Source organism: Pseudodesulfovibrio senegalensis (assembly GCF_008830225.1).
GTDB classification, from domain to species: Bacteria; Desulfobacterota; Desulfovibrionia; order Desulfovibrionales; family Desulfovibrionaceae; genus Pseudodesulfovibrio; species Pseudodesulfovibrio senegalensis.
The window spans coordinates 135564-162209 of the sequence record NZ_WAIE01000006.1; the positions used below are offsets into that span (position 1 = coordinate 135564).

A 26646-nucleotide genomic window follows, 5' to 3' on the forward strand; every position below is an offset into this window, starting at 1 on the left:
TGGTCACGCCTCGGGAAAGAGTTGATGAAGAACGGTTTGAACTTCTTCTATTTCAATGGGTTTGGCAATATATTCGTCCATGCCTGCGGCCAGGAACTGTTCTCTGTTGCCGCGCATGGCGTGGGCGGTCATGGCCACGATGGGCAGTTCCGGGTCCGCAACCATGCCGGAAGTGGCGTTGCGGATGCGGCGGGTGGCTTCTATGCCGTCCATGCCCGGCATCTGCACGTCCATGAAGATGGCATCGAATGACCGTTTTTGCAGCAGGTTCAGGGCTTCTTCGCCGTTGCGGGCGGTTTCGGCAACATGGCCGAGCTTGCCGAACATGCGGGCCGCGAACAGGCGGTTGATGCGGTTGTCCTCCACCACGAGGATGTGCAGGCCGCGGCGCCCGTTTCCGGAGACGTCTGCTGATTCTGGGGCCGGGCAGACGTTCTCGCGGTCAAAGGGGATGGAGAGATAGATATCCGTGCCCTTGCCCAGTTCGCTGACCATGGACATGGACCCGCCGAGCAGGCCGATGAGTCGCTTGACGATGCCCAGTCCCAGCCCGGTTCCCTGATGGCGGCGCATGGACGAGCCGTCCACCTGCGTGAACGGCTCGAAAATATGGTCGAGTTTTTCCGCGGGAATGCCGATGCCCGTATCCGAGACCACGAACAGCAGCCGTGCCTTTTCCGGGCCGGAACCCGTGTGCTGCAGGGAGACGCTGACCGTGATGGATCCGTACTCCGTGAATTTCATGGCGTTGCCCACCAGATTGAAGAGAATCTGGCGCAGTCGGCCCTTGCCGCCCATGAGCGGGGCCGGAATGTCCGGCGTTGTAACGCAGGAAAGGGCCACGGCCTTGGCTTCGGCCTGGTCCCGGAAAGTCTGCAGCACGTCTTCCACCACATTGTAGACGTTGAACCGCTCCCGGATCACGTCCAGCTTGCCCGCCTCGATCTTGGAAAAGTCCAGAATATCGTTGATGATGGAGAGCAGGCTGCGGCCCGACGCCAGCGCGGTCTGCACGTAGTCCTTCTGCTCTTCGTCCAGTTCGGTGGTCTGGCAGAGCTGCAGCATGCCCAGCACTCCGTTGAGGGGGGTGCGGATCTCATGGCTCATGTTGGCCAGGAATTCGCTCTTGGTTTCGTTGGCGGCCTCGGCCAGCGCCTTGGCCTCGCGAAGCGCCTGTTCGTTCATCTTGCGTTCGATGGCCAGCGCGGTCTGTTCGGAAACGGCCATGAGCAGGTCGATGTCGCCGACAGTGTAATGGCGCGGGTTCTCGTAGTGCTGCACGGCCATGACCCCGATGGCCTTGCCGCCCACGTTCAGGGGCACGCCCAGCCACGCCCGGGACGGCACGCCGAGGATGTTTTTTTCGGCCACGTTGTACATGCGCATGAATTCCTTGCGCGTCATGTATATGGGGCCCTGTTCGTTGTTGTGGTCCGTTGTTTCTGGATGTTTTTCCGCGGTAACGAACAGGGGGCGCCCCGTGCGGATGACGTGGGCGGACATGCTGGCCGCTTTCTTGTCGTTCATGTCGAAGGTACTGCCCTGACACGGGTCGTATTTGTCCCTGAAATATTCGAACACCAGCGTGTTGCGGTCCGGGCTGAGCAGGGCGATGAAGAAGTTGCTCGCGTCCATGTGCTGGTTCAGGGCGTCGTTGATGCGCCGGAACAGGGCGTTCAGGTCCGTGGTCAGGCTCACGGCGTTGGAAATCTGGTAGAGCAGCTCGGCCACGGACTGGTTGTAGCGGCGTTCGGTGATGTCGATGTAGGCCCAGATGATTCCCTGGCTCATGTCCCGGTTGTCCACGGGCTTTGCGTAGAAACTGCACCAGAACTGGGTGCCGTCCTTGTGCACGAAGGACCGTTCAATGGAATACTGGCCGGTTTCGGCAATGGATTTGCGGCATTCGCGGCGGTAGCGTCCGTATTCCTCCTCGCCCGTGAACAGATAGGAAATCCGTTTGCCCAGCAGGGCTTCGGGAGCGAACCCGAACACCTCGGCGCCCCGGTCGTTGATGCGCACGATGCGGCCGGATTTGGTCATGGCTATGCCGATGACCGTGTTCTGGTACAATGCTTCCATTTCGTCGAGGGTTTCGCGCAATTTGCGCTCGGCGGCCTTGCGGTCGGATATGTCGCGGATGATGGCCGCATAGCCTGCCGGGGGGCCGCCCGGCCGTTTGGGCATGATGGAAATGGAAATTTCGGCCACGATATTGTGGGTTTTGTCCGGATAGAATTCCCATTCACCGATCCATGACCCCGTGCGTTCCAGAAACGGGGTGCTGGACTGGAGGAACCGTTCATGCTGGTCGTGGCTCATGCCCAGAACACGAATATCCTGTCCCACAGCCTGTTGCAGCGTGAGGCGAAAGACTTCCTGCGCTGCCGGGTTCAGGTCCGTGATGGTCATGTCCGGGTCAAAGAGCACGATGGGGTCGATGGAGTTGCTGAATATGGCCCGGAAGTGTTCGCGGCTTTCCACGATGCGGGCATGGGCAAGGGCCTCCTCGGTGATGTCGCGTGAAACAACCACAACGTGGGTGGTTGTTCCGGAGGCGGTCTTGTAGGGGTAGAGCCGGACCTCGAAGTAGCGTTCCTCCTGACTGAAAAACGGGATCCACGCCCGGTAGGAAACTTCCCTTCCGTTGGTGAAGCAGTCTTCCAGATGCCGCCGGATGGAGGTGTTGAAAAGTTCTTCGCCCCATATTTCGGCAACGGTACGGCCCAGTATCTCTGCCGCTGTGCCGCCGTATCGTTCAACATAGGCACGGTTCACGGCCACATATTCGTAGTCCCTGTTCACCAGTGTCATGTGGTCCTGAGCCGCGTTGGCAATGAACTCGTAGCGGCTGAGCGTGTCCACGAGCCGTTTGTGCTCGGTCACATCCATGAACGAGGTGAACGACGCGGTCTTGCCTTCGTATTCGATGAGCAGGGTGGACGCCTGCACCCATATTTTTCGGCCTTTCGCGCTTTGCAGCAGGAGGCGAAGGTTGGAAAGCGCCTTGTTCTTTTGCAGGGTTTGGCTGATCGCAGTTACTTCTTTGGGGTCCACAATGAAGTCGGATGTTTTTTTGCCTTCAAGATTCTGGGCATCCACGGCCCGGCAACAGGCCTGATTGGCAAAGAGAATGCGGTGTGTTTCCAGTTCGGAGATGATGACGGGCAGGGGCGAGAGGTCGAGCAGGTTTCTGAGCCAGTGTTCGCTTTCGCGCAGTTGCTGTTCCACGCGCTTTATGCCGGTGATGTCGGTCATGACGCCCACGATGCCTTCGGGCGCGTCTTTTGGGCCGTAGGTGGCCTTGCGGACCAGCATGTGCTCGGCAGAGCTGGTCGTGGTCTCCATGGTGTGCTCGTATTCCTGAATGGTGTGGTTTTCCAGCAGCCATTTGTCCTTGTCGGAAAAAAGTGTGGCCGTGGCGTGGTCGAACACGTCAAAGGCCGTGCAGCCCAGCAATTGTGCGCGGCTGACGCCGGAGATTTCCTCGAAACGTTTGTTGCACCCGGTATAGCGGCCATCGACGGTTTTCATGAACACCGGGTGGGGCAGGACGTCGATGATGGTTTGCAGGTATTCAAGCTGTTCGCGCTGGGCCTTTTCCGCTTTTTTGCGTTCCCGGATTTCCCGCTTGAGCTGTTTGTTGGTGCGGGTCAGCCTGTCTGCCCGGTCTTCGGCAAGCTGACGGAGCTCGTCATGTTGCCGCTGGGTTTCGCGCAGCCGCGCAACCCGGTCAAGGCCCTTGTCCAGGGCCTGGGCAATATCTTCGCGCACGGTTTCGCTTTTTATGATGTAGTCCCATGCGCCCAGCCGCATGGCCGAAATGGCATCCTCGAGGGAGCCTTCGCCGGAAAGCACGATCAGGGCCACGTCCGGGGCTTCGTTGGCAATGGCTTCCACCACGTGGATGCCGTCCAGCCCGGGCATGCGCAGATCCACCAGCACCGCGTCCGGCTGTTCGTTGCGAAACAGTTCGAGTCCGGGGCTGCCGTCGTTTGCGGTCAGGGCTTCGTATCCCAGCCCCTGCAGCAGCAGGCTGACCAGCGTGGTGTAGCGTTCGTCGTCGTCAATGACGAGTATGCGTGCCGGGCTTATGGCCGTTTTTCGCTTGTTGTTGCCCATGACGGGTGTTTAGCACGTATCGCTGACAATATCATGTGTCATGTTGGGCCTTTTCCAGCTAACGCGCTTGTGTTGTCCCTGTTTGCCATGTATCTGCATGAGGGCGCCCCGCCCGCACCACAACCGCCTGGAGAGAGTGTATGAAACGCCTGCTGCTGATTGTCCTGACACTGTTGCTGGGTACAGGCTCCGCCCTGGCCTCCGAACAGCTCAGGGTCTTGTCCGACCGCGATTTCGCCCCGTATTCCATGATTCAGAACGGCAAGCCCTCGGGTATCGACGTGGAGGTCTTTGCCGAAGCGTGCAAGCGGGCCGGCGTGGACTATTCCCTGCAGCTTGTGGAATGGGAGGATTTGGTGAAGCGGTTGCATACGGGACAGTGTCACGCTGCGTTTTCCCTGTTCCGCACTCCGGAGCGCGAAAAGGACGTGCTTTTCGTGGACCGGGCCGTGATGCACTACAGCGACTACGGCCTGTTCACGCGCGTGGGCAGCGGGCTGGCCTTTGATTCATGGGACGACCTGCGCGGCAAGCGCATCGGCTCCATCGGCGGGTTCGCCATGAGCGACGGGTTTCAGCAGGCAGCGAAAAACGGAATTTTCACCTCCAGGGCCTATGTGGACGAGGCGTCGTGCGTGGGCGGGCTGCTCAAGGGTGAGATCGACGGTTTCGTGGGGCAGCTGGACACCACCCATTACCAGCTCAACCGTATGGGCATGACCAATACCGTGGTCTATCTGCCCAAGCTCGTGCGCAGTCGCAGGCCGGCCTATATCGGTTTTTCCCGCGCGGCATTGTCCGAGAGGCTGGAGGGTGTGGCCGCACGTCTGGGCAAGGCCTTGCAGTCCATGTACCGAGACGGAACCTACAATTCCATAGCGCGCCGGTATCTCTTTCGATTTTAGGCGGAAAGGGGAGCCCGCTCAGCTGCGGGCCGTGGGCAGGGAGAAGGTGAAGGTGCTGCCTTTGCCGGGTTCGCTTTCCACCCAGATGCGGCCGCCGTGGGCCGCAATGATGTGACGGCAGATGGCCAGCCCCAGTCCGGTGCCCTTGTTGCTTCCTTTTCGGGCTGCATTCGCCTGGGTGAATTTGTCGAAAACCGCATCCTGCATGTCCGGTTCGATGCCGGGTCCCGAATCTTCCACACTGATCAGCACGTATGTTCCGGCCGTTTGCGCCCGCACATGAACCGTGCTGCCCGCTTCGGAAAACTTGGCCGCATTGGAGAGCAGGTTCAGCAACACCTGCACCAGCCTGTCGGCATCTGCTGTAACCGGGGGCAGATTGTCCGCAATATGGGTCTGCAGCACGATGTCGGCGGCGTCAAAGATCCCCTGTGCCGCGTTCATGGCCTGTTCGATTACCGGAACAATGGAATCGGTGCGCATGGTGTATTCAATGCGTTCGGCCTCATGCTTGCTCAGGTCCAGCGTGTCGTTGATCAGCGTGGTCAGCCTGTTGCCTTCCTGCATGATGATGTTCAGATTATCCAATATCTTGTGTTGGTCGCGGATGGTTTTTTCGTCCGGGTTGTGCATGTTCGGGAAGATGGTGCGGGCCAGCTTCTTGCGTATCAGTGACGTGAATCCGAGTATGGACGTCATGGGCGTGCGCAACTCGTGGCTGATGAAGGATACGAATTCGTCCTTGGCCTGGTTGGCCTGTTTCAGGGCCTGCGTTCGTTGGCGAACGCGCGTTTCCAGCTCCATGCTGTGCCGCTTGGCTTCCTCCTCCGCCTGTTTGCGCTCCCGGATGTCGCGGGCCACGATGATGACGGGACCGTGTGCGTCTTCGGACGGAACGCGGATTTTCAGTTCCACGAGAACCGAGGCGTTACAGCCCGGCGGCTGGACCTCGGCTTCAAGGGTGGTGAACTCCCGTTTCCCTGCAAAAAGCGCGTCCGCGTGCTTGCGTATGTGCGGCGGTAGCATGTCCGCGAAAACGGTTCCTGTCAGTTCTTCGGGGGTGCACCCCAGCATGGAGTGGGCGGCGCCGACCACGGTGCTGATGCGTCCCGTGTCGGTTTCAACGAACAGGATGGTGTCGTTGATGGTGTTCAGCAGCTCACGAAAATGCTCCAGTTCCTCAAGTCGTTGCCGCAACTCCGGATAATAGCTTTTGCTCAGCGAACGGTCGCCGAGACCCATGAGCCGGTTGCGTTGACTGTCTTTTTTGGGATCCACGTTATTGCGCTGCCTCAAGTATTGCCCTGATATCGTTGGCACAGATTTCTTTGGGGTTGGTGAGCATGCAGGGGTCGAGCAGGGCGTGCTCCGCCAGCTTCTCGAAGTCTGCCGAGGAAACGCCGAGTTCGGCAAGCCCCTGTGTGACCCCGGCAGCCCGTTTGAGCGAGGCCACCGCGTCCAGCGTGGTCATCTTGCGCTTTTCGTATGACGATTCGTCATTCGTTTCAGCGCCCAGAAGCCTACCTATTTCGAAGTACTTGTCTGCGGCGTTGTCAAAATTGCAGGCCATGACGTGGTCCAGCAGCAGGGCGTTGCATTGGCCGTGGGGCAGGTCGAGGTAGCCGCCCAGGCTATGGGCCAAGGCATGGACAGCGCCGAGAATGGCGTTGGAAAAGGCCAGCCCCGCGTGGGTGCTTGCCAGAGCCATGCCCGCACGGGCCTCCATGTCGTCGGGCTTGTTTATGGCCCGGAGCAGGTGTTGGCCGACCAGTTGCACGGCTTTATGCGCATGCAGGTCGGTGAAGGGGGAGCCTGCATTGGAGACGTACGCCTCGATGGCATGGGTCAGCGCGTCCAGTCCGGTGTGGGCCGTGAGTTCGGGACTTTTGGTCGTGGTGGTTTCCGGGTCGATCATGGAAACGTCCGGAATCATGGTTTTGCTGACAATGGCGATTTTGACCTTGCGTGCGGTGTCGCTGATGATGCTGAACTGGGAGACATCCGCTGCCGAGCCCGATGTGGTGGGGACGCAGATCAGGGGCGGGCCCGGGATTTCCACGTTGTCCGCACCCTCGAATTCCAGCACGTCGCGGTCGTTGGTGACCACAATGCCGATGGCCTTGGCACAGTCCATGGGGCTGCCGCCGCCCACGGCCACAAGGGCGTCGCATCCGTTTTTTCGGAATGTTTCCGCGCCAGCCATGACCTGATGGTCCCGGGGGTTGGGCAGAATGTCGCTGAAGAGCGTGTAGCCGACCCCGGCTTTTTTCAGGCTGCTCATGACGTCATGGGGCCACGGAAGCTCCATGAGGTGAGGGCCGGTTACCAGCAGCACATGGCGTAGCCCCAGATTGCGGGCATATTGCCCGGCAAGCATGCGGGCACCGTTGCCGAAGATGAACTCCGGGGCAACGAATTTTCTGAGCGAGGCTCCTGTCTCGGACATGGGTTGCTCCTTTGTCGTATTGTTACCCTAGTAAGCGACAATCGCAAAGTAAAACCCGTTATTTCGTGATGCTTTGAGTGTGCGTGTCGAGATCCTGAACAAAGGTTTTCAGCAGGGCGCGGCTTTCTTCAATGCTTCCCAGTCGGCAGGCGGCCATGAGATGCAGCGCGGTGTCGCGGGCCTGGGTTGCCCCGATCACAAGACAGACGTTGCTCAGGGTTCGGGCCGTTTGCCGGGCCGCGTCCATGTCCGATTGATCCAGAGCGTGGAGCAGGGTGTTGGCATGTTCGTGCGACAGGCGGTGTGCGGTCTGCAGCATGTCCCGGAACATTTCTTCGGAAAGTCCGAGTTCCTGCATGGCAGGCACGTGCGGTTTGTCGTCGTCTTCCGGAAGCCCCGCCTCTGTTTGTTCTTGGGCGGCGGCCTGCGGCGGTGTTGCCGGGTCGGAACCCGGGGAGCGGGACGTTATGCTGGTCAGCCGGTCCATGACCGTGCCCAGTTCCGCGAAGTCCACTGGTTTCGCAACATAGGCGTTCATGCCCGCTTCCAGACATTTGTCCCTGAATTCCTTGAGCGCGTGGGCGGTCATGGCGATGATGGGCACGTCCGGATTGTCGATGTCGTTGTTTTTGCCTCCGGCCCGGATGATGCGGGTGGCCTGCAGGCCGTCCATGACCGGCATTTCAACATCCATGAGCACGAGGTCGAAAGTCTTTTCGGCCAGCAGTGACAGGGTTTCCTCCCCGGTGTGGGCTACCTCGAAGGTGTGCCCCATTTCCTCCAGCCGCAGGCTGGCCACCATGACGTTGACCTCGTTGTCCTCGGCCAGGAGCACCCGCAGCGAGCCGGGTTTGGTCCCGGTGTTCTCGCTTTGTTCGTTTCTGGGTGCGGGCAGCGGGCAGATGCCCGGCTCGAACCATGCGTCGAACCGGAAACAGGAGCCTTTGCCCACGGTACTGGTCAGGTGGATTTCCCCGCCCATGAGACCGATCAGATTTTTGCATATGGCCAGCCCCAGCCCGGTGCCGCCATACTGGCGCGTGCTCTGGCTGAAGCTCTGGAAAATGGATTCCATGAATTCTTCGGGAATGCCGATGCCCGTGTCGCTTACCTCGAAACGCACACCGTTGACCCGCGCCCCGTCCGGTGCGGTTTCCGGGGATGCGGAAACGCGTACCTCGATGCCGCCCTTGTGGGTGAATTTGACCGCGTTGCCCAGCAGGTTCACCAGAATCTGGCGCAGGCAGACCGGGTCGCCCTTGACGCAGGACGGCACGTCCTGCCCGATGTGCAGCGAGAGGTCGAGCTCTTTCTGCTGCGCCTGTACTTCCATGCCCTTGACCGTGGTTTCCAGATGCTGGAACAGGTCGAAATCAACGCGGTCCAGTTCCAGCTTGCGGGCTTCGATCTTGGTCAGGTCGAGGATGTCGTTGATGATGGAGAGCAGGTGCTCGGCCGAGTCCTTGACAGTGCCCAGATAGTCCCGCTGTTCCCGGGAGAGATCGGTCTGCAGGGTGATGTCCGTCATACCCACGATGGCGTTCATGGGCGTGCGGATTTCGTGGCTCATGGCCGCCAGGAATTCGCTTTTGGCCTTGTTGGCGGATTCGGCCTCTTCGCGGGCTTTTTCCAACTCCTTCAGGGACTGGCGGCTGTGGGTGATGTCGTCCCAGGCCCAGATCACGCCCTTGTCCAGATTGTCCGCGTCAATGGCCTTGCCGTACATGGAGCACCAGATGTCGCGACCGTCGCGGGTCCTGAACAGCTGCTCCGCGTTGTATTCGCCGGTCATGCGCAGGGAATCCCGGGCCACGGTCAGGAATGATTCAAAGCTGTCGCCCGGAAGCACCGTGGCCGGGTTCATGCCGATGAAGTCCTCGGGTTCAAAGCCGAAGATGGCCGCGCCGCGTCGGTTGATGGCCGAAAAATGCCGCCCCTTGGTCATGGCGATGCCCATGAGGCTGTTTTCCAGAATGGCTTCCAGTTTTTCCAGCGTCTGCTTGAGCCTGTTTTCCGACTCCTTGCGCACGTTGATGTCACGGATGTTGGCCAGAATGGCGTCGTGCTGTTTGTAGCTTATGGCCGTGAGCTGGATTTCCGCGTCGAATTCCACGCCGTCCATGGGGCGGCGCATGCGCCATTCAAAAAAGTGGGCCTCGCCCCGAACCACCCGTTCCCAGACCGTGGGCAGGCGGTGCACCGGGCTGGCCGGGCTGGAAATGTCGCGGGCAAAGGAAAGGTTGAATGCCTGTTTTTCCGACACCTTGAACATGTCCAGCATGCGTTTGTTCACATCGAGGATGGTGCCGTCCTTGAGGTGGATGATGATGGCGTCGTGGGTGCTGTCGAACACGGTGCGCAGGGCGCTTTCCGATGTTTTGAGTTCTGCGGTGCGGGCCTGTACGCGTTCTTCGAGGGAGTGGTGCGCGCGGCGCAGGTGCTTTTCGGCCTGGCGCCGTTTGGCCGTGTTCAGCATGAGAAATATGATGATCAGGCTCTGGGCGGCCAGAAAGGCCACGCCGCCGATGACCAGATTGCCGTATTCGCTGTAGAACGAGCGCGGCCGGTTGGTGATGAAGCTGTCCTGCGGCAGCTCCGAGAGGGGGATGTGGAATCGTTTCAGTTGGTTGAAATCGAACATGGTCCGTGTCCGGCCCGTGGTGTTCACCGGGATGAGGGACGGGGGGCGGCCCGAAAGCACGAGCAGTCCGATCTGGGCCATGAGTTGCCCCTGATGGAAGCCGCTGATGAGTTTGCCGCCTATGATGCCGTTGTTGATGTCCGCTTCCAGCAGCCCGTATACGGGGCCCTTGCTGGCTTTGGAGATGAGGCGCGAGGCCGTTGCGCTGTCATGGAATTTTCCGGCGCTGTCCCGGAAGAACGCGCCCAGCAGCACCACGGTGTTTTTGGGCAGGGCCGCAACTTGTGCGAGCAGTTTGTCCATGGGCAGCGGCGGCGCGTAGGTAATGCGCAGGCTGGGGGCAAAGCCGTCCAGTTGCCTGCGCATGCTTTCGGCCCAGGCGATGCCCGTGGGCGTGTAGTCGTTGATGATGTAGAATTGCTCCACGCCCGGATGCAGGGTGCGCGCCAGTTTCAGGGTGCCCAGCGCGTCGAACTCTTCGGCCACGCCCGTGAACAGGGGATATCCTGTCAGGTCTTCGGGACGGAAGAAGTTGACCCCGCAAAAGACCACGGGCACGCCGGGAAACAGCTGGTCGTGGTACTGGCGCAGGAAATCGAAGGCATTGTTGTCCGAGACAAGGATCAGGTCGAGTTTCTTGTTTCCGTATTTGTGGGCAAAGACCTGCCGCAGCTGTTCGCGGTATTCCGGGGTGAAGGCCACGCGTTTGGTGTCCATGTTCTCCACCATGAGGTCGATGCCTGCCTGCTTGGGATGCAGCACGCTGTCCACGCCGCGCAGCACCTGTTCCTGCCAGGGCAGGGTCTGGTGGTAGGAACAGAGCAGCAGCACCTGCCGCCCGCGGTTTTCCGGGGACGCGGCAGCGCGGGCCGCAGTGGGGGCCGCAGCCGTGACGCTCGCCAACACAAGGGCGGCCCACAGGAAACAGGATGTTTTTTGCCAGCGCATATCAGACCCGGTTGTTCATGTCTGTCCGCTTTCTATCAGATGGTACGTATTTTTGCCAACAAACCGTGTTTGCGACTTTTTGGTCCCTTTTTTGCGGGAAAAGCCGGCTGCCTGTTGTTTTTTGACTCAAGTCATGGAGTGTGCCCCTGCTCCGGGCTAGGCAATGGACACAGAACAGTGAAACCGTTTTTTCAAACAGGAGGAGACCATATGTTTTGTTACCAGTGCGAACAGACTGCCAAGGGTTCCGGATGCACCAGGATCGGCGTGTGCGGCAAGCAGCCGGACGTGGCCGCGCTTCAGGACCTGCTCGTGTATGCGTTGCAGGGATTTTCGCAGGTGGCTGTCGAGGCCCGCAAAAACCATGTGGCTAGCGGCGGCGAAGGCGCGTTCACGTGTCGTGCACTTTTTTCGACCCTGACCAACGTGAATTTCGATGCCGCGCGTTTCGTGCCCATGCTGAACGAAGTGGTGGAGCGTCGCGAATCCCTGAAGGCCGCGCTGGCCGCCAAGGGCGTTTCTCCGGCATGGCATGAGGCCGCCAGGCTTGTGCCGGCTGCGGACATGGCCGCGCTGGTGCCGCAGGGCGAGGCCGTGGGCATTGAGAACGACCCGGAAACCGATGCGGATATCAAGTCCCTGAAGCAGACCGTCATCTACGGGCTCAAGGGCGTTGCCGCCTATGCGGACCACGCCGAGATTCTCGGACAGGAAAACCCCGCGCTGTACGAGGCCGTGGAAGGTCTGCTTGCCGACACCCTGCGCACGGACATGGACCTCGGCGCATGGGTGCAGCGCGCACTGGACTGCGGCAACGCCAACATCATGGCCATGGAACTGCTGGATGCGGCCAACACCGGGACCTACGGGCATCCCGTCCCCACCGAAGTGCCGCTGGGCGCCACGCAGGGCAAGGCCATTCTGGTATCCGGCCACGACCTCAAGGATCTGGACATGCTCCTGCAGCAGACCGAGGGCACGGGCATCAACATATACACCCACGGGGAAATGCTGCCCTGCCACGGCTACCCGGAGCTCAAGAAGCACGAACACTTTCATGGTCATTACGGCACGGCGTGGCAGAACCAGCTCAAGGAGTTTGCCGCGTTCCCCGGAGCCATTCTCATGACCACCAACTGCATCCAGAAGCCCGCCGAATCCTATCTGGGCAACATTTTCACCACCGGCCTCGTGGGCTGGCCCGGCGCGGCCCACATCACGGAGAACGGTTCGGGCAAGGACTTTTCCGCTGTCATTGAAAAGGCGCTGGCAATGCCCGGGTTCGCGCAGGACGAGGACAAGGGTTCCGTGATGGTCGGGTTCGGCCACAATGCGGTGCTGGGCGTTGCCGACACGGTCATTGATGCGGTCAAGGCCGGAGACATTCGTCACTTCTTCCTCGTGGCCGGTTGCGACGGCGCCCGGCCCGGCCGCAATTATTACACCGAGTTCGTGGAAAAGGTTCCTGAAGACTGCATGGTGCTGACGCTGGCCTGCGGCAAGTTCCGCTTTTTCGACAAGAAGCTGGGCGACATCGGCGGCATCCCGCGCCTGCTGGACGTGGGTCAGTGCAACGACGCCTACTCCGCGGTGAAGATCGCCACGGCCCTTGCCGAGGCCTTTGACTGCGGCATCAATGACCTGCCGCTGTCGCTGGTGCTTTCGTGGTACGAGCAGAAAGCCGTGGCCATTCTGCTTTCCCTGCTGGCGCTCGGAGTCAAGGACATCCGCCTCGGACCCAGCCTGCCCGCGTTCATTACGCCCAACGTGCTCAACTTCCTTGTGGAGAAGTACGATCTCAAGCCCATTTCCACCCCGGATGAGGACTTGAAAGCCATTCTGGGCTAGGCGCTTACTGTTGCATCGGGATACGTCATTCGGGCGGGGCAGCGGTTGCTGTTCCGCCCGTTTTTTTGTGGTTTCCGGGATACGGGCGTATTTCTAGAAAATATCTAGAAATAGTGTAAGGCTCTGATTGAATGATTGGTTTTGGGGTTGTTGCGTGAAGAGGATGGGGGGCGCAGCGTTTGCATTTGTTTTGTACGCTTACGCACGGTGGAACACCGGGGGGCGGCTTCGCTCCCCCTAGGGCGATCATCATTTTTTGATGGAGCAGGAAAAAGAAGGCAAAAAACTGCGCGTCAGCACAGCGCATAAAAAAAAGCCCCGGACGTGCATCCGGGGCCGTTGTGCTTATTGGGCTGGGGCAACCAGTTTTTTGCGCTTCATGAGCGGTCGTGCAATGCCGAATTTGTTCAAGGTGGACTTCATGGCAGCCGTGGAATCCGGCGTGCCGCGATGCCTGACCAGCACCCGGTACCACGTGCCCTTGGCAGTGTCCGCGGATTCGAGCACCGCGTTCAGTCCGGCACCGGCCAGCTTGGTGCGCAGGGATTCGGCCATGTCCTGCTTGCGGAACGATGCAGCCTGATAGGTGTAGTCGTAGATTTTCTGCCCGGCGGCGGTCTGCGCCTCGGGTTTGGCTGCCGGAGCGGCCTGTTCAGCTTTGGGAGCGGTTGTTGCCGGTTTCGCTTTTCTTGTCGTGGTCGGCTTGGGCTTTTCCGGTTCGGCTTCTTCGGGCTGGCCCACCTGTTTGGGGGCCTTGGCCAGCGTTTCCGGGTAGGTCAGCTCTTCGGCCTTGAGCACGGAGGGCGCCTTGGTGGCGTTGGCCGCGCCGTGCTGGCTGGGCATGATGGCCGCAAGCTGCGGCACGGACTGTTCCGGCTGGTAGCCGCGTCCCACGAGCAGGCCGAGAATGAAAAACAGGCTCAGGGCCACACCCACGGAGCCAAGCACCGTGATCATACCGGAAAGTGACAGGGTAAAAGTCCATGTCTTTTGTTCCCCCGGCATTTTGGGGACCCGCACGTTGTATTTCTTTTTTTCCTTGCTGGCCGTCATGCATCCCTCCGGGACGGTCGTTACATTCGTTCGGGAGCGCCCACGCCGAGCAGTCCCAGGCCGTTGGCCACCACTCCGGCAACGCAGTCCAGCAGCAGCAGTCGGGCGGCGCAGAGTTCGGCCTCGGCGGAAAGTACGTGGCAATTGGTATAGTATCTATGCAGGGTGGAGGCAAGTTCCCGCAGATAAATGCTGATGATGTGCGGGCTTTCGCCGCGCGCGGCCGCTTCCACGGCGTCGGGGTAGCGGTCCAGCAACTGCAGCAGTTCGAAATCGTGTTTCGTGTTCAGCAGGGCCAGTGCCTCTGGGGTGGGGTCGGCCTTTTTTGCCTGTTGTTCCTGCGCCTTGCGCATGAGCGAGCAGATGCGCGCATGGGCGTACTGCACATAGTAGACCGGGTTGTCCATGGTTTTCTGCTTGACCAGTTCAAGGTCGAAATCAAGGCCGGAATCCGACTTGCGGGAAAGGAACATGAACCGGGCCGCGTCCGCACCCACTTCGTCCACAACGTCCTTGAGGGTTTCGAATTGCCCGGCGCGCGTGCTCATGGCGATGGGCGTGCCGTCGCGCAGCAGGTTCACGAGGTTGACCAGGATCACGTGCAGCTTGCCCTTGTTGCCGATGGCCTCGCAGGCCGCCTGCATGCGGGGGATGTAGCCGTGATGGTCCGCGCCCCAGATGTCGATGACCACGTCGAAGCCGCGTTTGAACTTGTTGTCGTGGTAGGCGATGTCCGAGGCAAAATAGGTGGTGTCGCCGTTGGACTTGCGCAGCACGCGGTCCTTGTCGTCACCGAAATCCGTGGATTTGAACCAGAAGGCGCCGTCATCATCGAAGCCGAGGCCCGATTTGCGCAGATCGCTGAAAGTCTCGTCCACCATGCCGTCGGTCACGAGGCTTTTTTCCGAGAACCACACGTCGTGGCGCACGCCGAACGCGGCCAGGTCCTCGCGGATGCCGTCAAGAATGGCGTTCATGCCGATATTCTTGCAGATTTCCGCGGCATCCTCTTCGGAACCGTCCAGAATGCCGGGATGCAGTTCCAAAACCTGCGCGGCGATGTCGCGGATATAGTCGCCCTTGTAGTAGTCCTCGGGCTCTGCCGGGTTCAGGTCCTTGATCTGGCGCAGGCGATAGAGAATGGACTGGCCCAGAATGAGCATCTGGCGCCCCGCGTCGTTCACGTAGTATTCGGCCTCCACCTCGTACCCGGCTTTTTCCAGAATGCGCACCAGACTGTCGCCCAGAGCCGCGCCGCGGCCATGGCCGATGTGCAGCGGCCCGGTGGGGTTGGCGGAAACGTATTCCACCTGAACTCTGGTGCCCTTTCCCACGGTCAGGGTGCCGTAGTCAGCGCCCTGCTCGGCAACGATGCGCGCGGTCTCCTGCCAGAAGTCGCGGCCCATGGTGAAATTCAGAAAGCCCGGCCCGGCAATGTCCACGGATTCGACATGCCTGTCCTGACGCGCCTTTTCCGCAATGTCTTCGGCGATCTGGCGCGGGGCCTTCTTGGCCTGTTTGGCCAGCATCATGGCCACGTTGGCGCTCATGTCACCGAACTGCTTGTCCTTGGGCGGTTCTATGACGGCCTTTTCCGGCCACTCCCAGCCGCATTCGGCCACAATCTGCCTGAGAATCTCTTCCAGGTGCAGTTTTGCTCGCATTATTCGTGCATCTCCTATGGAAATATATCGTCGTGGAAGTGGGCGTAGCACCTTTTGTTTGCTAATCCAAGTCTTATTGCACGGCTCCCCCCGGCTGGCGGGAACCGCACGCTGGCGGCGTTGCGTCAAAACGGTCAGATCCTCGCGTACGTTGTGTACGCGTCGTCCCTGTCCGTTTCTTGCGCATCGTCTTCGCACGGTTCCCGCCAGCCTCGGAGACCGGGGAGCTTTCGGGTTCGGAGTCCGGGAGGGGGTGCCGCTGGGTGTGCAGGCGGCACACTGGCGTTGCCGCAGGAAGGGTACGCTTATGCAATGGCCTTCGGGTTGGGACTTTCTCCCGGTCCGGTTTCTGGGGCCGGACTTTCGTTTTTTTGCCCATGAGCGTATACACGGAAAAATCCCAAAATACAGGAGACGAAATAATGTTGCGAACCATCAGCGCTCTGGCCAAGAACCGCCCCGGCGTTCTGGCCGAAATGACGGCGGAGTTCGGAAAATACAATGCCAATATCCGGTCCATGGCGGCCGGGGAAACCGAGAACCCCGAGGTCTCGCGCCTGGTTATTCAGGTGGAGGGCGAGGAAGCGGAAATCGACACCATCACGCGCGCACTGGAGGACATGGAGCCCATCGTGCAGGTGGACGATCTTGCCCGCAAGGAGTTCGTGGACCGCGAGCTGGTGATGATCAAGGTGGACATGGACCGGGAAAAGACCGGCCAGCTCATGCAGGTTTTCGAGGTTTTCCGCGCCAACGTGGTGGGCATGGGCGAAGAAACCATCACCGTGGAAATGACCGGCGATCAGGACCGGGTCAACGGTTTGATCAACATGCTGGCGGGCTACGGCATCCGCAGCATGTGCCGTTCCGGCATGATCGCCCTGAAGCGCGGGGACGAATAGCATGGACAGCCTACCGATTATCAGGAGCCTGGACGATATTGTCCGGGCCGTTCAGTCGTTGGGTGACATGCCCCGGGTGGCCATTGCCCGCTCGGCAGAGGATTTCGTGCTCCGGGCCGGGTTGCATGCCTATGAACAGGGCGTTGCCGAACCCGTGCTCATCGGCGATGCGGACAAGACCCGCGAGGTGGCGGACAGGAACGGGTTGGACATTTCCAGCCTGCGCATGATCCACATGCCCGATGACGGGCAGGCCGTGACCGAGGCCGTGCGCCTGTTCCGCGAGGGCGAGGTCTCCTTTGTCATGAAAGGGCTGGTGCCTACGGCCACGCTGCTCAAGGCCGTGCTCAACAAGGAAACCGGCGTGCCGCCCGAGACCGGCATCCTCAGCCATGTGGGCGTATTCACGTCGCCCACGGACGAGCGCATCATGTTCGTGACCGATGCTGGCGTGAACATTGCGCCCAACCTGCAGCGCAAGGTGGACATCCTCAAGAACGCCATTGGCGTGGCCCGCACGTTGGGCATAGCAAAGCCCCGCTGCGCACTGCTGGCCGCCACGGAAAAGGTCAATTATCCGGCCATGCCCGCCACTCTGGACGGCGACGTGATCACCAAGATGGCCTCCAAGGGCGAATTCGGCGAGGCCGAGGTGCATGGCCCGTTGTCGCTGGATCTGGCCGTGAATCTGGACAGCGCGGCCTGCAAGGGCGTTTCCGGTCCCGTGGCCGGGCAGGCGGACATACTGCTGACCCCGGACATCGAGAGCGGCAACATTCTGTACAAGTCCCTCAGTTCGTTCTGCCGGGTGACCATTGCCGGTGTGGTGGTGGGCAGCCGCGTTCCCGTGGTGGTGCCGTCCCGCGGCGATTCGGACAAGTCCAAATTCTATTCACTCGCCCTTGCGGCCTATCTGGGCAGGAGAGCGCAACAATGAGCACGGTTTTTGTCATCAACCCCGGTTCCACATCCACCAAGCTGGCCCTGTTTCGCGAGCGTGAAGAGCTTTTCGAAGAGGAATTGCAGCATTCCAAGGAAGAGCTGGCCGCTTGCGGCAGCGTGAGCGGGCAGGCCCCCCTGCGCATGTTGGCCATCGAAAAGGTGCTGGCCGATCACGGCGTGGACGGATCCGATGTGGACGCGGTCGCGGGCCGTGGCGGCCTGCTGGCACCCCTTGAAGGTGGGGTTTACGAAGTGTGTGACAATATGTTGGACGATTTGGCAGCCAGCAAGTATGGCTCACATCCCTGCAATCTGGGGGCCGGGCTTGCGCGTGACTTGGCGCAGAAATGGGGCGTGCCCGCCTACATCGTGGATCCGGTGGTTACGGACGAAATGGACGCGCGCGCCCGGGTCACCGGCATGCCCGGGCTGGAACGGCGCAGCGTGTTTCACGCCCTGAACCAGCGCGGGGCCGCCCGCAGGGCCATGCGACTGGCAGGCCGCGTGTACGAGGATTGTTGTCTGGTGGTGGCGCATATGGGCGGCGGCATGTCCGTGGGCGCGCACCGCAGGGGGCGGGTGGTGGACGTTACCAACGGTCTGGACGGCGAAGGGCCGTTTACGCCCGAACGCACCGGGACCCTGCCCGTACTGCCCATGCTGGAGCGCATGCACAACGGCCAGAGCTTCGAGTCCCTGCGCCTGACCGTGTTGCGCGAGGGCGGACTGTGGGCGCATCTGGGCACCAACGACATGCGCGAGGTGGAACGGCGCATGAACGAGGGCGACGAACACTGCATCGCGATTTTCAAGGCCATGGCCTACAGCATAGCCAAGCATGTGGGGGCCATGGTGCCTTCCGCTCTGGACGGCGTGCAGGACCGGCTGGACGCCATCGTGCTCACCGGGGGCATGGCCCGCAGTACCGCTCTGGTGCAGGAACTCACCCGCATGCTTTCGTGTCTGGCTCCGGTGAAGGTGGTGCCCGGAAGCGTGGAAATGGCGGCGCTGGCCTTTGGCGTGTGCATGGCCCTTGCCGGCAGCGAGCCCGTGCGGACCTATGCCGGATAGGGCAGATCGTTTTCGCTTGCACGGCCCCGGGATTCCGGGGCCTTTTTTTGTCAGCGGGCCGGTGCCTTGTGGATGCTGCGCACGATCTGTTCCAGCTCCTTGAAGTCCACGGGTTTGGTCAGGAAGGCGTCCATACCCGCGTCAAAGCATCGTTTGCGATCTGCAGGAAAGGCGAACGCGGTGATGGCAATGACCGGCACAGAGGCCGGGGTGGCCATGTCCGTTGCCGCGCGGATGCGTTTGGTGGTTTCTATGCCGTCCATGTGCGGCATTTCCAGATCCATGAACACCACGTCAAAGCGGTTTTCCTGCATAAGGTTCAGGGCCTGGCGTCCGTGTTCCGCCCAGCGCACGGTGTTGCCCAGTTTTTCCAGAAACAGTTTGGGCGCGGTGCGGTTTACGGGGTTGTCCTCCACCAGCAGGATGTTCAGGCCCTCGCCTTGGGCGTGGTCTGTCGGGGAGAGCTGCTCGTCTTCCTGCGCCTCCAGCAGGCCCAGCGGAATGGAGGCATAGATGGTGGTGCCCTTGCCCTGTTCGCTGGCAAGGGTCAGGGTGCCGCCCATGAGGTGCACCAGCTTGCGCACGATGCCCAGCCCGAGCCCGGTTCCGCGCACGGAGCGTTGCAGCCCGGTGTCCGCCTGCTCAAAGGGTTCGAATATCCGTTCCAGGGCCTCGTCCGGTATGCCCACGCCCGTGTCCGAAACCGAAAACAGGATATGGGCCGTGTCCTTGTTGCGGGCCAGCGGGGTCACGTCCAGGCGCACGGTTCCCGAGGGCGTGAATTTTACGGCATTGCCCACCAGATTGAATAGAATCTGCCGGAGGCGTCCGCCGTCCCCCACCAGATTGTCCGGTATGCGGCTGTCCAGCGAGTAGCTCAGGTTCACGTCCTTGTCCGCCACCTGATGCCGGAAGCCCTGCACAACCGCGTTCACGGTCTGGGGCAGGTCCACCAGATCGCGGGCCAGCGTGATTTTTCCGGCCTCGATCTTGGAAAGGTCCAGCAGGTCGTTGATGATGGTCAGCAGGCCGCGGCAGGAATGCAGGGCGATGTCCATGTATTCGCGCTGTTCCTGGTCCAGTTCGGTCCTGAGCGTGAGTTGGAGCATGCCCAGCACACCGTTGAGCGGGGTGCGCACCTCGTGGCTCATGTTGGCCAGGAATTCGGTTTTGGCCGTGCTGGCGGCCTGGGCCTCGTCGCGTGCGCGTTTCAGGGCACGCTCTGCTTCCTTGCTGGCGGTAATGTCCTGCACCGAACCGAAAATCTTGTGAATGACACCGTTGTCCGCGTGGGCACGGGCCGAGGCCCGGATCCACTTGAGGGTTCCCCTGGGGGTGCGGATTTTGAATTCCGTGGTCTGGGGGCTTTGTCCGCGGCGTACGCGTTGCATGGCCGCCAGCACCCGCCGGCGCTGGCGCGGCCCGGCGCACATGCCCAGAAGCTCCATGCCCGGGGGGGGCTGGGTGCCGGTGATTTCGAGAATGCGGTATATTTCCGGGGTCCATGTGCTTTTGAGGGTCACGGGGTCGGCTTCCCAGCCACCGATGGCGGCAAGGCTCTGCATTTCCTCGAGCATGCTCCGGGATTTCTCGAACCCGTCCTGAATGCGTTTGCGTTCTTCTTCCAGCGATATGGCCTTGGCCAATGTGGAGATGGTGTCTATGTCGCGCCGTGAAAATTCCCGGGGCTGCATGTCCACGATGCACAGGGCGCCGATGGCCTTGCCCTGCAACCGCACCGGATGGCCGAGGTAGCTGCGCAGACCGTAGCGCCGGACATAGGGATCGGTGGTGGCGAAGCGGGTTTCGTTTATGTCGGGAATGGACACGGGCCGATCCTGGCCGGTGATGGTTGCCTCGTAGCATATGTGGCCGCAGGCCGGGTCGCTTTCCGGAAGGTCGTGGGGCGCGTTGTGCGCGGCCCAGGCGCACAGGGACTGTTCCTGATTGTCCAGCCTGTTGAACAGGGTGCAGGCTCCCTGCAGTATCTCGCCTGTGGCGCGGACGATGCGCTGGATGTTTTCATCCGGATTGGTGCCCAGTTCGCCGAACAGGGCGTTGAGTTTCGACAGCGTGGGCGAGTAATCAGTTCCGGGCATGGTAGTCTTCTCCCTTGGGTGGTGCTGGGAAGGTAGTACCTGAAAAACATCGAATGCAGAAGAGCATATAATTGCATGCTGGTTCGCAATGACGCCTAATGGGACAGGGCATGCTTTTCCGCCGCAGGGTGGTGGGAATTGCCATTTCCCGATTAAGAAGATATTGAATAGGTTAGAACGGCCTGTTTTATTTGAAGGCAAAGTGCAACGAGGAAGCTGAATGTCCCTGTTTTCAAGTTCCATTTCTCTTCGCAAGGGAGTCTCCATAACGGACGACGAGTTCGTCCAGTTGCGCGACTTCATCTATGAAAAGAGTGGTATCTTTGTTGATGAAAAGCGCAAGTATCTTTTCGAAAGTCGATTCAGGAAGCGTCTGCAGGAATTGGGGCTTGGCAGCTTCGGCGATTATCTCAAGTTTTTGAAGTTCGATTCGAGCCGCAAGGACGAGATGGTCCGGTTGTTCGAGATGATCACCACCAACGAGACCAGCTTCTACCGCGATGTGAGGCAGTTGGAGGCGTTTTCCTCCAAGGTGCTGTCGTCGGTGCTGGACGGCCAGCGCAAACTGGGCAAGAAGGAATTGAACATCTGGTCCGCAGGGTGTTCCTCGGGAGAGGAGCCGTACACGCTGGCCATTCTGCTTTTCGAACTGCTCGGCCCGACCATTTCGCAATGGCGCATCCGCATCAACGCCAACGACATTTCCATGGCCATGATCAAGAAGGCCCGTGAGGGCGTTTACAACGACTACGCCATGAAGACCACGCCGGAAGCCATTCAGAGAAAGTATTTCACCAAGGAAGCCGATGGCTTGCGCATCAAGCCCGAAGTGGCCAAACTAGTTGATTTCAGGCTCATGAACCTGAACGACCCCCTTGCACTGAAGCGGATTCCGCGTTCCCACATCGTGTTTTGCCGGAACGTGATCATATATTTCGACGAAGCCATGAAGAAGAAGGTGATCAATTCGTTTTACGACAACCTTGTGCCGGGCGGATACCTCATGCTCGGCCATTCCGAGTCGTTGCACAAGATCACCAAGGCCTTCAAGCCGGAGTTTCATCCCGGCACCATTGCCTACAGGAAGGAATAGGGGAGCGGGGAGGATAGACAGAGAATGCGCATAAACGAGCTGCAATCAGGAATGGTCCTGTCGTGCGACCTCAAGACCTCGGACGGCAGGATGCTGCTGCCCAGGGGGCTTGAGTTGACTGACAGGCACATTCAGATGCTTGTGCGCGCGGGCATCGAAGATGTGGAGGTCGATGCCCCCAAGGCAGAGCTGAACGCGGACATGGTCCGAGCGTTGGAGGAATATGTCCGGGATTTCTATCTGTATGTGAATCCCGACCACGCCCCCATGCTCGAATTGTTCCGCATTTCGTTGGACAGGACCGCCGTGGCCGTTGCTTCGGGCTGGAACCTGCCTTCCGAGGAGGAACGCAGGGCGCAGACCGTGGAACACATGGACGACATCTTTCTCAAGGATATGGGCACCCCGGCCGATATCGTGAAACACGAAACCGAGCTGGAAAGTTTTCCGGACGTGTATTTCCGCATTCGGGAAGTGCTCGACTCCCCCAACGTGTCCGCAGACAGGCTCGCCAAGGTGGTCAGCACGGACGTGGGGCTTTCCGCCAAGCTGCTCAAGTTGGTGAACAGCCCGTTCTACGGGTTTACCTCATCCATCGATTCCATCAGCCGGGCCGTGGCGCTTGTGGGTGGCAAGGAGCTTTCCACGCTGGCGCTGGGCATTTCGACCATCAGCTATTTCAAGGATATCCCGCCCGAACTGATCAACATGGAGCAGTTCTGGCGGCATTCCATTTCCTGCGGTGTGTTTGCACGCCTGCTGGCGGAAAAGCAGAACGGACTGCAGCCCGAGCGGTTGTTCATCGCCGGGTTGCTGCATGACGTGGGCCGCCTGATCATGTTCAAGAAAATCCCCTACGCCTCGCGGGAGGCCATGCTGTTCGCACGTGAAAACAGCATTCCCCTGCATGAGGCCGAGCGGGAGGTCATCGGCTTCGACCATACCGACGTGAGCCGCCACCTTCTGGCGGAATGGAAGTTCCCGCAGGGGCTTTCGGAGATCATCAATTACCACCATGACCCCATGGCCTATCCCAATCCTCTGGAGCCGGCCATCGTCAACGTGGCCGACAATATCGCCAACGCGGTGAGCATTGCCGAAGGTGGCATGTACGTGGTGCCGGGCATGGCCGAAGGCGCGTGGGAATTGATGGGAACCGGCGTGGGCTTTTTGCGCGAGGCCATCTCGGCCTACGATGAGCAGATAGACCAGATTCAGCACGCCTTTTTTTGAATGAAAAAGTAAATCGGCAGGTTGAAAGACCGCAACTCTCTACAATGATGAGTTGCGGTCTTGTTTTTCAGAGCAGGAAGTCCTGCACCACTCGCCAGCCCGACACCACCTGATACAGGGCCATGAGCAGCAGGATGCCCCCGGCGGCCCCGTGCACCAGCGGCAGCAGGGTGCGTTTTTTCCTGTTGCTGTTCATGAACAGGCCCGTGCCCATGCTCAGGGCCATGAACGGCAGCATGGCAAAGGCCACCTTGTAGTGATTGCCGGTCACGAAGTTTGCGGACCATGACATGCGGACCATGAGCAGGCCGCCAACAAGCCCGCCGAGCCAGAGCAGTTCCGCGATCAGGCCGAGGCGTACGTGGCGTTTCCAGAGAAAGGTGCGCCGTGCGCCGAGGTGGCGTCCGGCAAAACGTTCCACGCCGAGATAGGCCACGTTCAGGGCCAACAGGGTGGCCACGGCCTGAAGCAGGGGATGAATCCAAAGCATGACGCCTCCGATGTTGTTCCGGTTTCGCTTGATACTACCGCATTATCCGCCGGTTTCAAGGGGGACGTTACAGTTCTTCGTCCAGCAGGGGGGCCAGGGCGTCCCAGACCATGTCCGGGGTAATGGCTTTCATGCATTTGTGGTGGCGCTTGGGGCAGCGTTTGGGGCCGTGCAGGCCGCAGGGCCGACAGCCCAGCTCGACCTCGAGAACCGTGGAATCTTCCCCGCGCGGGAAAAAGCCCAGCTTGCGCACAGTGGGGCCGAACAGGGACACCAGCGGCACGCCCTGTGTCCATGCAAGGTGCATGGGGCCGGAGTCGTTGGTCAGGCAGGCATCGAGGCGGCCTATGGCCGCGGCCAGTTCCACCAGCGAGAGCCTGCCCGCGAGGTTGTGCACATAGCGGCCCGTGCCTCCTGCCTTTTCAATGATGTCCGCCACCAGTCTGGTTTCCTCGGGACCGCCGAAAACGAGCACGGTGATGCCGTGGTTGGCGGCCTTGCGGATGATTTTCGCGAAATATTCGGGTAGCCAGCATTTGGTGGGCCATGTGGAACCGGGGTGCACGCCCAGGACGCGGTCCCCGACCAGTCCGTTTTCGTGCCAGAATTTTTCGGCCCGGTCCTGTTCCGCCTGCGGCAGCGTCAGCCGGGCCTGGGGTGCGGGCAGGGAAATGCCCAGCGGAGCCAGCAGCTGGTGCAGGCGCTCGATTTCCTCCAGCTGGTCAAAGCGGCGCGAAACGGTTGTGGTGTATGCCATGCGGTTGAACCACGGCGTGTCGTAACCGATGCGCGTGGCAATGCCGGTGCTGCGGGCCACCAGTGCGCTGCGCAGGCTGCGGTGTGCGGATATCCAGAGGTCGAAACCCTGTGCGCGGATCTGTCTGCCCAGCCGCATGGCCGAGAACAGGGAGCGGTCCGTGCCGCGTTTGTCGAAGCCGTGGACCGCATGCACGCCGGGTTGCCCGGCAAAGAGCGGTTCCAGCCCGGCGCGTACCCAGAGATGGATTTCGGCTTCGGGGTGGCGTTGGTGCAGGGCGGCCAGCAGGGGCAGCGTGAGCACGGCATCGCCGATGAACGCGGTCTGCCAGACGCCTATCTTTCTGTATTCGTGCATGTTCCGGTTTTTGTCCTTCATGTGGCGGTCTTTCCGGGCAGGGTCTTCCGGCTTTTAGGCCGTGGCCTCGGGCCTGTGGAACAGGCGGCGGGCAAGGTACATGAACGGCGTGTCCAGAGCGGCCACCGCCAGCTTGATGACGTAGGTGGAGATCACGATCTCCCACCACACGTTCATGGGAAACAGGCCCAGAAAGGCGATGGAGCAGAAGACCAGCGAATCCAGCAGCTGGCTGGACATGGTGCTCAGGTTGTTGCGCAGCCAGAGATGCTTGCCGCCGGTGCGTTCCTTGATAATGTGGAAGATCCAGATGTCATGCATCTGGGAAACAAGGTAGGCGGCGAGGCTGCCCAGCGCGATGCGGGGCATGAACCCGAACAGGGCCGCAAGGTGCGGCTGGGCGAAGTCGTCGGCTGCGGGCTGGAAAAGCAGGGCCAGCTGCATGTAGCCCACCATCATGAGCAGCGTCACGAATCCCAGCATGACCGCCTTTTTGGCGTCTTTCTTGCCGTAGAATTCACTGATCATGTCCGTGGCCAGAAACACGCTGGCATAGAGAATGTTGCCCAGCGTGGTGGTCAGCCCGAACAGCTCGACGGTTTTCATGACCTGTATGTTGCACAGCAGCAGGTTGAAGACGATGAGGGCAAAGAGGCCGGTGCGTCCGAAAAGACGGTAGACCGCCAGAACCAGACACAGGTCCATGACCGCGAAAACAAGCCAGAGGATTTCGTTCATGGGCGTTCCTTTGCCCCCATTTCACGGCCGTGTCAAATCCGGGCGGGCCGGGCGTGCAGGTTGTTCTTGGTTTTTGGCCGGAAATGTGGTGCAGTCCCCCATCATGAACGCAGACGATTTTATTGAAATACCCATTGATTCCGCACAGCCCGTGGGCATGTTCGATTCCGGCGTGGGCGGGCTGACCGTGCTCAAGGCCCTGCGCGAACGGCTGCCCGGCGAGGATGTCCTGTATCTGGGCGACACCGCGCGCCTGCCCTACGGCACCAAGAGCCCGCAGACCGTGACACGCTATGCGGTACAGGCGGCCGGGGCACTGGTGCGGCGCGGCATCAAGATGTTGGTGGTAGCCTGCAACACGGCCAGTGCCGTGGCTCTGGACGCGGTGCGCGAGGCCTATCCGGGCCTTGCCGTGGTCGGGGTGGTGGAGCCGGGTGCACGCGCGGCCTGCGCAGCCTCGCGCAACGGCATCATCGCGGTGGTGGCCACCGAGGGCACCATTGCCGGGGGGGCGTATCACCGCGCCATCGCACACATCCGGCCGGAAGCGCATATCAAGGGGCAGCCCTGTCCCCTGTTTGTCTCGCTGGCCGAGGAGGGCTGGGTGGACGGTCCCATTGCCGAGGCTGTTGCCGCCCGCTATCTGGAGCCGATATTTTCCCTTCCCGAAAAAGAGCGCCCGGACTCGCTGGTGCTGGGCTGCACCCATTTCCCGTTGCTGGAACCGGCCATTCGCGCCGTGCTCGGAAAGGGCGTGCGCATTGTGGATTCCGCAGCCACCACTGCAGAGGTGGTCCACGACCGGCTGGTCGAATCCGGCATGCTGGCCGAGTCCGGCTGTTTGGGCAAGGCGCGTTTCCTGACCACGGACGACGTGGAGCGGTTCGCGCGCACGGGCACGCGCTTTCTGGGTACGCACATCGGCCCGGAGCAGGTGGAGCTGGTGGACCTGTAGCCCGCCTTAACCGAATTGGCACCGGATTGCCGCACGGTTGTAGCTCCCGTGTGATTGTCTGATCATGGACGATCAGCACGGGAGGAGACCATGGTTTGCATTCATCTGGACATGGCCGTGGGGCTGGTTCTGGTGGTGGCGGTGTTCACGGCGTTTCGTTTTCTGCGACCCCGCAGCCCCAATGCGGAGATGCTGGCCGAAGCCCTGCAGCGCATGGAATCGGGGCCAAAGACCGGAACCAGACAAAAAGCCGCGCACAGGCCGGACCATGATCGGTCATTCTGTTTGCCGGGCACGCCGGAAAAAGCGTAGGTGCAAAAGCGGATCATTTCCCTTGCGGCACTGCTGGGGGTTGGGTATTAGGGTTCCGTATCGTAAACTT

General features: G+C 60.7%; 19 protein-coding genes. 9 read left to right on the top strand and 10 right to left on the bottom strand.

Annotated features, from left to right (window positions below; all coding sequences use genetic code 11):
• Positions 1-3: 3 nt before the first annotated feature.
• The gene (locus F8A88_RS13100; RefSeq protein WP_151151620.1) at positions 4-4122 is read right to left on the bottom strand and encodes a PAS domain S-box protein; all 4119 of its coding nucleotides are present in this window, start codon (positions 4120-4122) and stop codon (positions 4-6) included.
• Positions 4123-4262: 140 nt separating this feature from the next.
• On the opposite strand from F8A88_RS13100, the gene F8A88_RS13105 reads away from it, so the two are divergent.
• Entirely contained in the window at positions 4263-5027 is a 765-nt protein-coding gene (locus F8A88_RS13105) for a substrate-binding periplasmic protein (RefSeq protein WP_151151621.1), read from the top strand.
• A gap of 18 nt (positions 5028-5045) precedes the next feature.
• Here F8A88_RS13105 and F8A88_RS13110 read toward each other — a convergent pair whose 3' ends face one another.
• The 3 genes from F8A88_RS13110 to F8A88_RS13120 are packed head-to-tail and all read right to left on the bottom strand — an operon-like array spanning position 5046 to position 11062.
• Positions 5046-6305 (bottom strand): PAS domain-containing sensor histidine kinase, encoded by a 1260-nt coding sequence (locus tag F8A88_RS13110; protein ID WP_151151622.1) that lies wholly within the window; start codon positions 6303-6305, stop codon positions 5046-5048.
• 1 nt (position 6306) lies between these two features.
• Positions 6307-7473, bottom strand: a complete 1167-nt coding sequence (ercA, locus tag F8A88_RS13115; RefSeq protein WP_151151623.1) for an alcohol dehydrogenase-like regulatory protein ErcA — start codon at positions 7471-7473, stop codon at positions 6307-6309.
• Positions 7474-7531: 58 nt separating this feature from the next.
• Positions 7532-11062: a PAS domain S-box protein gene (locus F8A88_RS13120; RefSeq protein WP_151151624.1), complete on the bottom strand. Its 3531-nt coding sequence runs from the start codon at positions 11060-11062 to the stop codon at positions 7532-7534.
• A 210-nt stretch (positions 11063-11272) separates the two neighbouring features.
• On the opposite strand from F8A88_RS13120, the gene hcp reads away from it, so the two are divergent.
• The gene (gene hcp / locus F8A88_RS13125; RefSeq protein WP_151151625.1) at positions 11273-12910 is read left to right on the top strand and encodes a hydroxylamine reductase; all 1638 of its coding nucleotides are present in this window, start codon (positions 11273-11275) and stop codon (positions 12908-12910) included.
• A gap of 345 nt (positions 12911-13255) precedes the next feature.
• Here hcp and F8A88_RS13130 read toward each other — a convergent pair whose 3' ends face one another.
• Positions 13256-13963, bottom strand: a complete 708-nt coding sequence (locus F8A88_RS13130; RefSeq protein WP_151151626.1) for an SPOR domain-containing protein — start codon at positions 13961-13963, stop codon at positions 13256-13258.
• 20 nt (positions 13964-13983) lie between these two features.
• Positions 13984-15627 (bottom strand): arginine--tRNA ligase, encoded by a 1644-nt coding sequence (gene argS / locus F8A88_RS13135; protein WP_151151627.1) that lies wholly within the window; start codon positions 15625-15627, stop codon positions 13984-13986.
• Between the two features lie 422 nt (positions 15628-16049).
• Between argS and ilvN the strand changes: the two genes are divergently transcribed.
• Genes ilvN through buk form a run of 3 tightly spaced genes read left to right on the top strand, consistent with a single transcriptional unit; the run spans position 16050 to position 18542 of the window.
• Positions 16050-16529 (top strand): acetolactate synthase small subunit, encoded by a 480-nt coding sequence (gene ilvN, locus F8A88_RS13140; RefSeq protein WP_151151628.1) that lies wholly within the window; start codon positions 16050-16052, stop codon positions 16527-16529.
• Between the two features lies 1 nt (position 16530).
• The gene (locus F8A88_RS13145; protein ID WP_151151629.1) at positions 16531-17466 is read left to right on the top strand and encodes a bifunctional enoyl-CoA hydratase/phosphate acetyltransferase; all 936 of its coding nucleotides are present in this window, start codon (positions 16531-16533) and stop codon (positions 17464-17466) included.
• Positions 17463-18542: a butyrate kinase gene (gene buk, locus F8A88_RS13150; protein WP_151151630.1), complete on the top strand. Its 1080-nt coding sequence runs from the start codon at positions 17463-17465 to the stop codon at positions 18540-18542. Before F8A88_RS13145 ends, buk begins: the two co-directional genes overlap by 4 nt.
• Before the next feature lie 50 nt (positions 18543-18592).
• On the opposite strand, the gene F8A88_RS13155 is transcribed toward buk, so the two are convergent.
• A complete protein-coding gene (locus tag F8A88_RS13155; protein ID WP_161598421.1) occupies positions 18593-20641 on the bottom strand; it encodes a GAF domain-containing hybrid sensor histidine kinase/response regulator in 2049 nt (682 codons plus the stop codon).
• Positions 20642-20861: 220 nt separating this feature from the next.
• Here F8A88_RS13155 and F8A88_RS13160 point away from each other — a divergent pair, with 220 nt between their 5' ends.
• Both F8A88_RS13160 and F8A88_RS13165 read left to right on the top strand, forming a co-directional pair.
• Entirely contained in the window at positions 20862-21734 is an 873-nt protein-coding gene (locus F8A88_RS13160; protein ID WP_151151632.1) for a CheR family methyltransferase, read from the top strand.
• 24 nt (positions 21735-21758) lie between these two features.
• On the top strand, positions 21759-22967 hold the full coding sequence (locus F8A88_RS13165; protein ID WP_151151633.1) for an HDOD domain-containing protein: 1209 nt from the start codon (positions 21759-21761) through the stop codon (positions 22965-22967).
• 67 nt (positions 22968-23034) lie between these two features.
• Here the strand turns inward: F8A88_RS13165 and F8A88_RS13170 are convergent, their stop codons facing one another.
• From F8A88_RS13170 to F8A88_RS13180, 3 genes are all read right to left on the bottom strand, one after another.
• The gene (locus F8A88_RS13170; protein WP_151151634.1) at positions 23035-23457 is read right to left on the bottom strand and encodes a DUF4079 family protein; all 423 of its coding nucleotides are present in this window, start codon (positions 23455-23457) and stop codon (positions 23035-23037) included.
• 67 nt (positions 23458-23524) lie between these two features.
• Positions 23525-24592 (bottom strand): lipopolysaccharide heptosyltransferase II, encoded by a 1068-nt coding sequence (gene waaF / locus F8A88_RS13175; protein WP_241667456.1) that lies wholly within the window; start codon positions 24590-24592, stop codon positions 23525-23527.
• 33 nt (positions 24593-24625) lie between these two features.
• Complete coding sequence (locus F8A88_RS13180) at positions 24626-25309, bottom strand: queuosine precursor transporter (RefSeq protein ID WP_151151635.1); 684 nt, start codon at positions 25307-25309, stop codon at positions 24626-24628.
• A 103-nt stretch (positions 25310-25412) separates the two neighbouring features.
• Between F8A88_RS13180 and murI the strand changes: the two genes are divergently transcribed.
• A complete protein-coding gene (gene murI / locus F8A88_RS13185) occupies positions 25413-26264 on the top strand; it encodes a glutamate racemase (protein ID WP_151151636.1) in 852 nt (283 codons plus the stop codon).
• A gap of 90 nt (positions 26265-26354) precedes the next feature.
• Positions 26355-26576, top strand: coding sequence for a hypothetical protein (locus F8A88_RS13190; protein WP_151151637.1), 222 nt, complete (start codon positions 26355-26357; stop codon positions 26574-26576).
• The last annotated feature ends 70 nt before the right edge of the window (positions 26577-26646 follow it).

What these genes read in the sequence shown, in the direction of transcription:
- F8A88_RS13100 (WP_151151620.1), bottom strand. Translation starts at nt 4,122, where the DNA reads ATGGGCAACAACAAGCGAAAAACGGCCATAAGCCCGGCACGCATACTC.
- F8A88_RS13105 (WP_151151621.1), top strand. Translation starts at nt 4,263, where the DNA reads ATGAAACGCCTGCTGCTGATTGTCCTGACACTGTTGCTGGGTACAGGC.
- ercA (WP_151151623.1), bottom strand. Translation starts at nt 7,473, where the DNA reads ATGTCCGAGACAGGAGCCTCGCTCAGAAAATTCGTTGCCCCGGAGTTC.
- F8A88_RS13120 (WP_151151624.1), bottom strand. Translation starts at nt 11,062, where the DNA reads ATGCGCTGGCAAAAAACATCCTGTTTCCTGTGGGCCGCCCTTGTGTTG.
- hcp (WP_151151625.1), top strand. Translation starts at nt 11,273, where the DNA reads ATGTTTTGTTACCAGTGCGAACAGACTGCCAAGGGTTCCGGATGCACC.
- F8A88_RS13130 (WP_151151626.1), bottom strand. Translation starts at nt 13,963, where the DNA reads ATGACGGCCAGCAAGGAAAAAAAGAAATACAACGTGCGGGTCCCCAAA.
- argS (WP_151151627.1), bottom strand. Translation starts at nt 15,627, where the DNA reads ATGCGAGCAAAACTGCACCTGGAAGAGATTCTCAGGCAGATTGTGGCC.
- ilvN (WP_151151628.1), top strand. Translation starts at nt 16,050, where the DNA reads ATGTTGCGAACCATCAGCGCTCTGGCCAAGAACCGCCCCGGCGTTCTG.
- F8A88_RS13145 (WP_151151629.1), top strand. Translation starts at nt 16,531, where the DNA reads ATGGACAGCCTACCGATTATCAGGAGCCTGGACGATATTGTCCGGGCC.
- buk (WP_151151630.1), top strand. Translation starts at nt 17,463, where the DNA reads ATGAGCACGGTTTTTGTCATCAACCCCGGTTCCACATCCACCAAGCTG.
- F8A88_RS13155 (WP_161598421.1), bottom strand. Translation starts at nt 20,641, where the DNA reads ATGCCCGGAACTGATTACTCGCCCACGCTGTCGAAACTCAACGCCCTG.
- F8A88_RS13160 (WP_151151632.1), top strand. Translation starts at nt 20,862, where the DNA reads ATGTCCCTGTTTTCAAGTTCCATTTCTCTTCGCAAGGGAGTCTCCATA.
- F8A88_RS13165 (WP_151151633.1), top strand. Translation starts at nt 21,759, where the DNA reads ATGCGCATAAACGAGCTGCAATCAGGAATGGTCCTGTCGTGCGACCTC.
- F8A88_RS13170 (WP_151151634.1), bottom strand. Translation starts at nt 23,457, where the DNA reads ATGCTTTGGATTCATCCCCTGCTTCAGGCCGTGGCCACCCTGTTGGCC.
- waaF (WP_241667456.1), bottom strand. Translation starts at nt 24,592, where the DNA reads ATGAAGGACAAAAACCGGAACATGCACGAATACAGAAAGATAGGCGTC.
- F8A88_RS13180 (WP_151151635.1), bottom strand. Translation starts at nt 25,309, where the DNA reads ATGAACGAAATCCTCTGGCTTGTTTTCGCGGTCATGGACCTGTGTCTG.
- murI (WP_151151636.1), top strand. Translation starts at nt 25,413, where the DNA reads ATGAACGCAGACGATTTTATTGAAATACCCATTGATTCCGCACAGCCC.
- F8A88_RS13190 (WP_151151637.1), top strand. Translation starts at nt 26,355, where the DNA reads ATGGTTTGCATTCATCTGGACATGGCCGTGGGGCTGGTTCTGGTGGTG.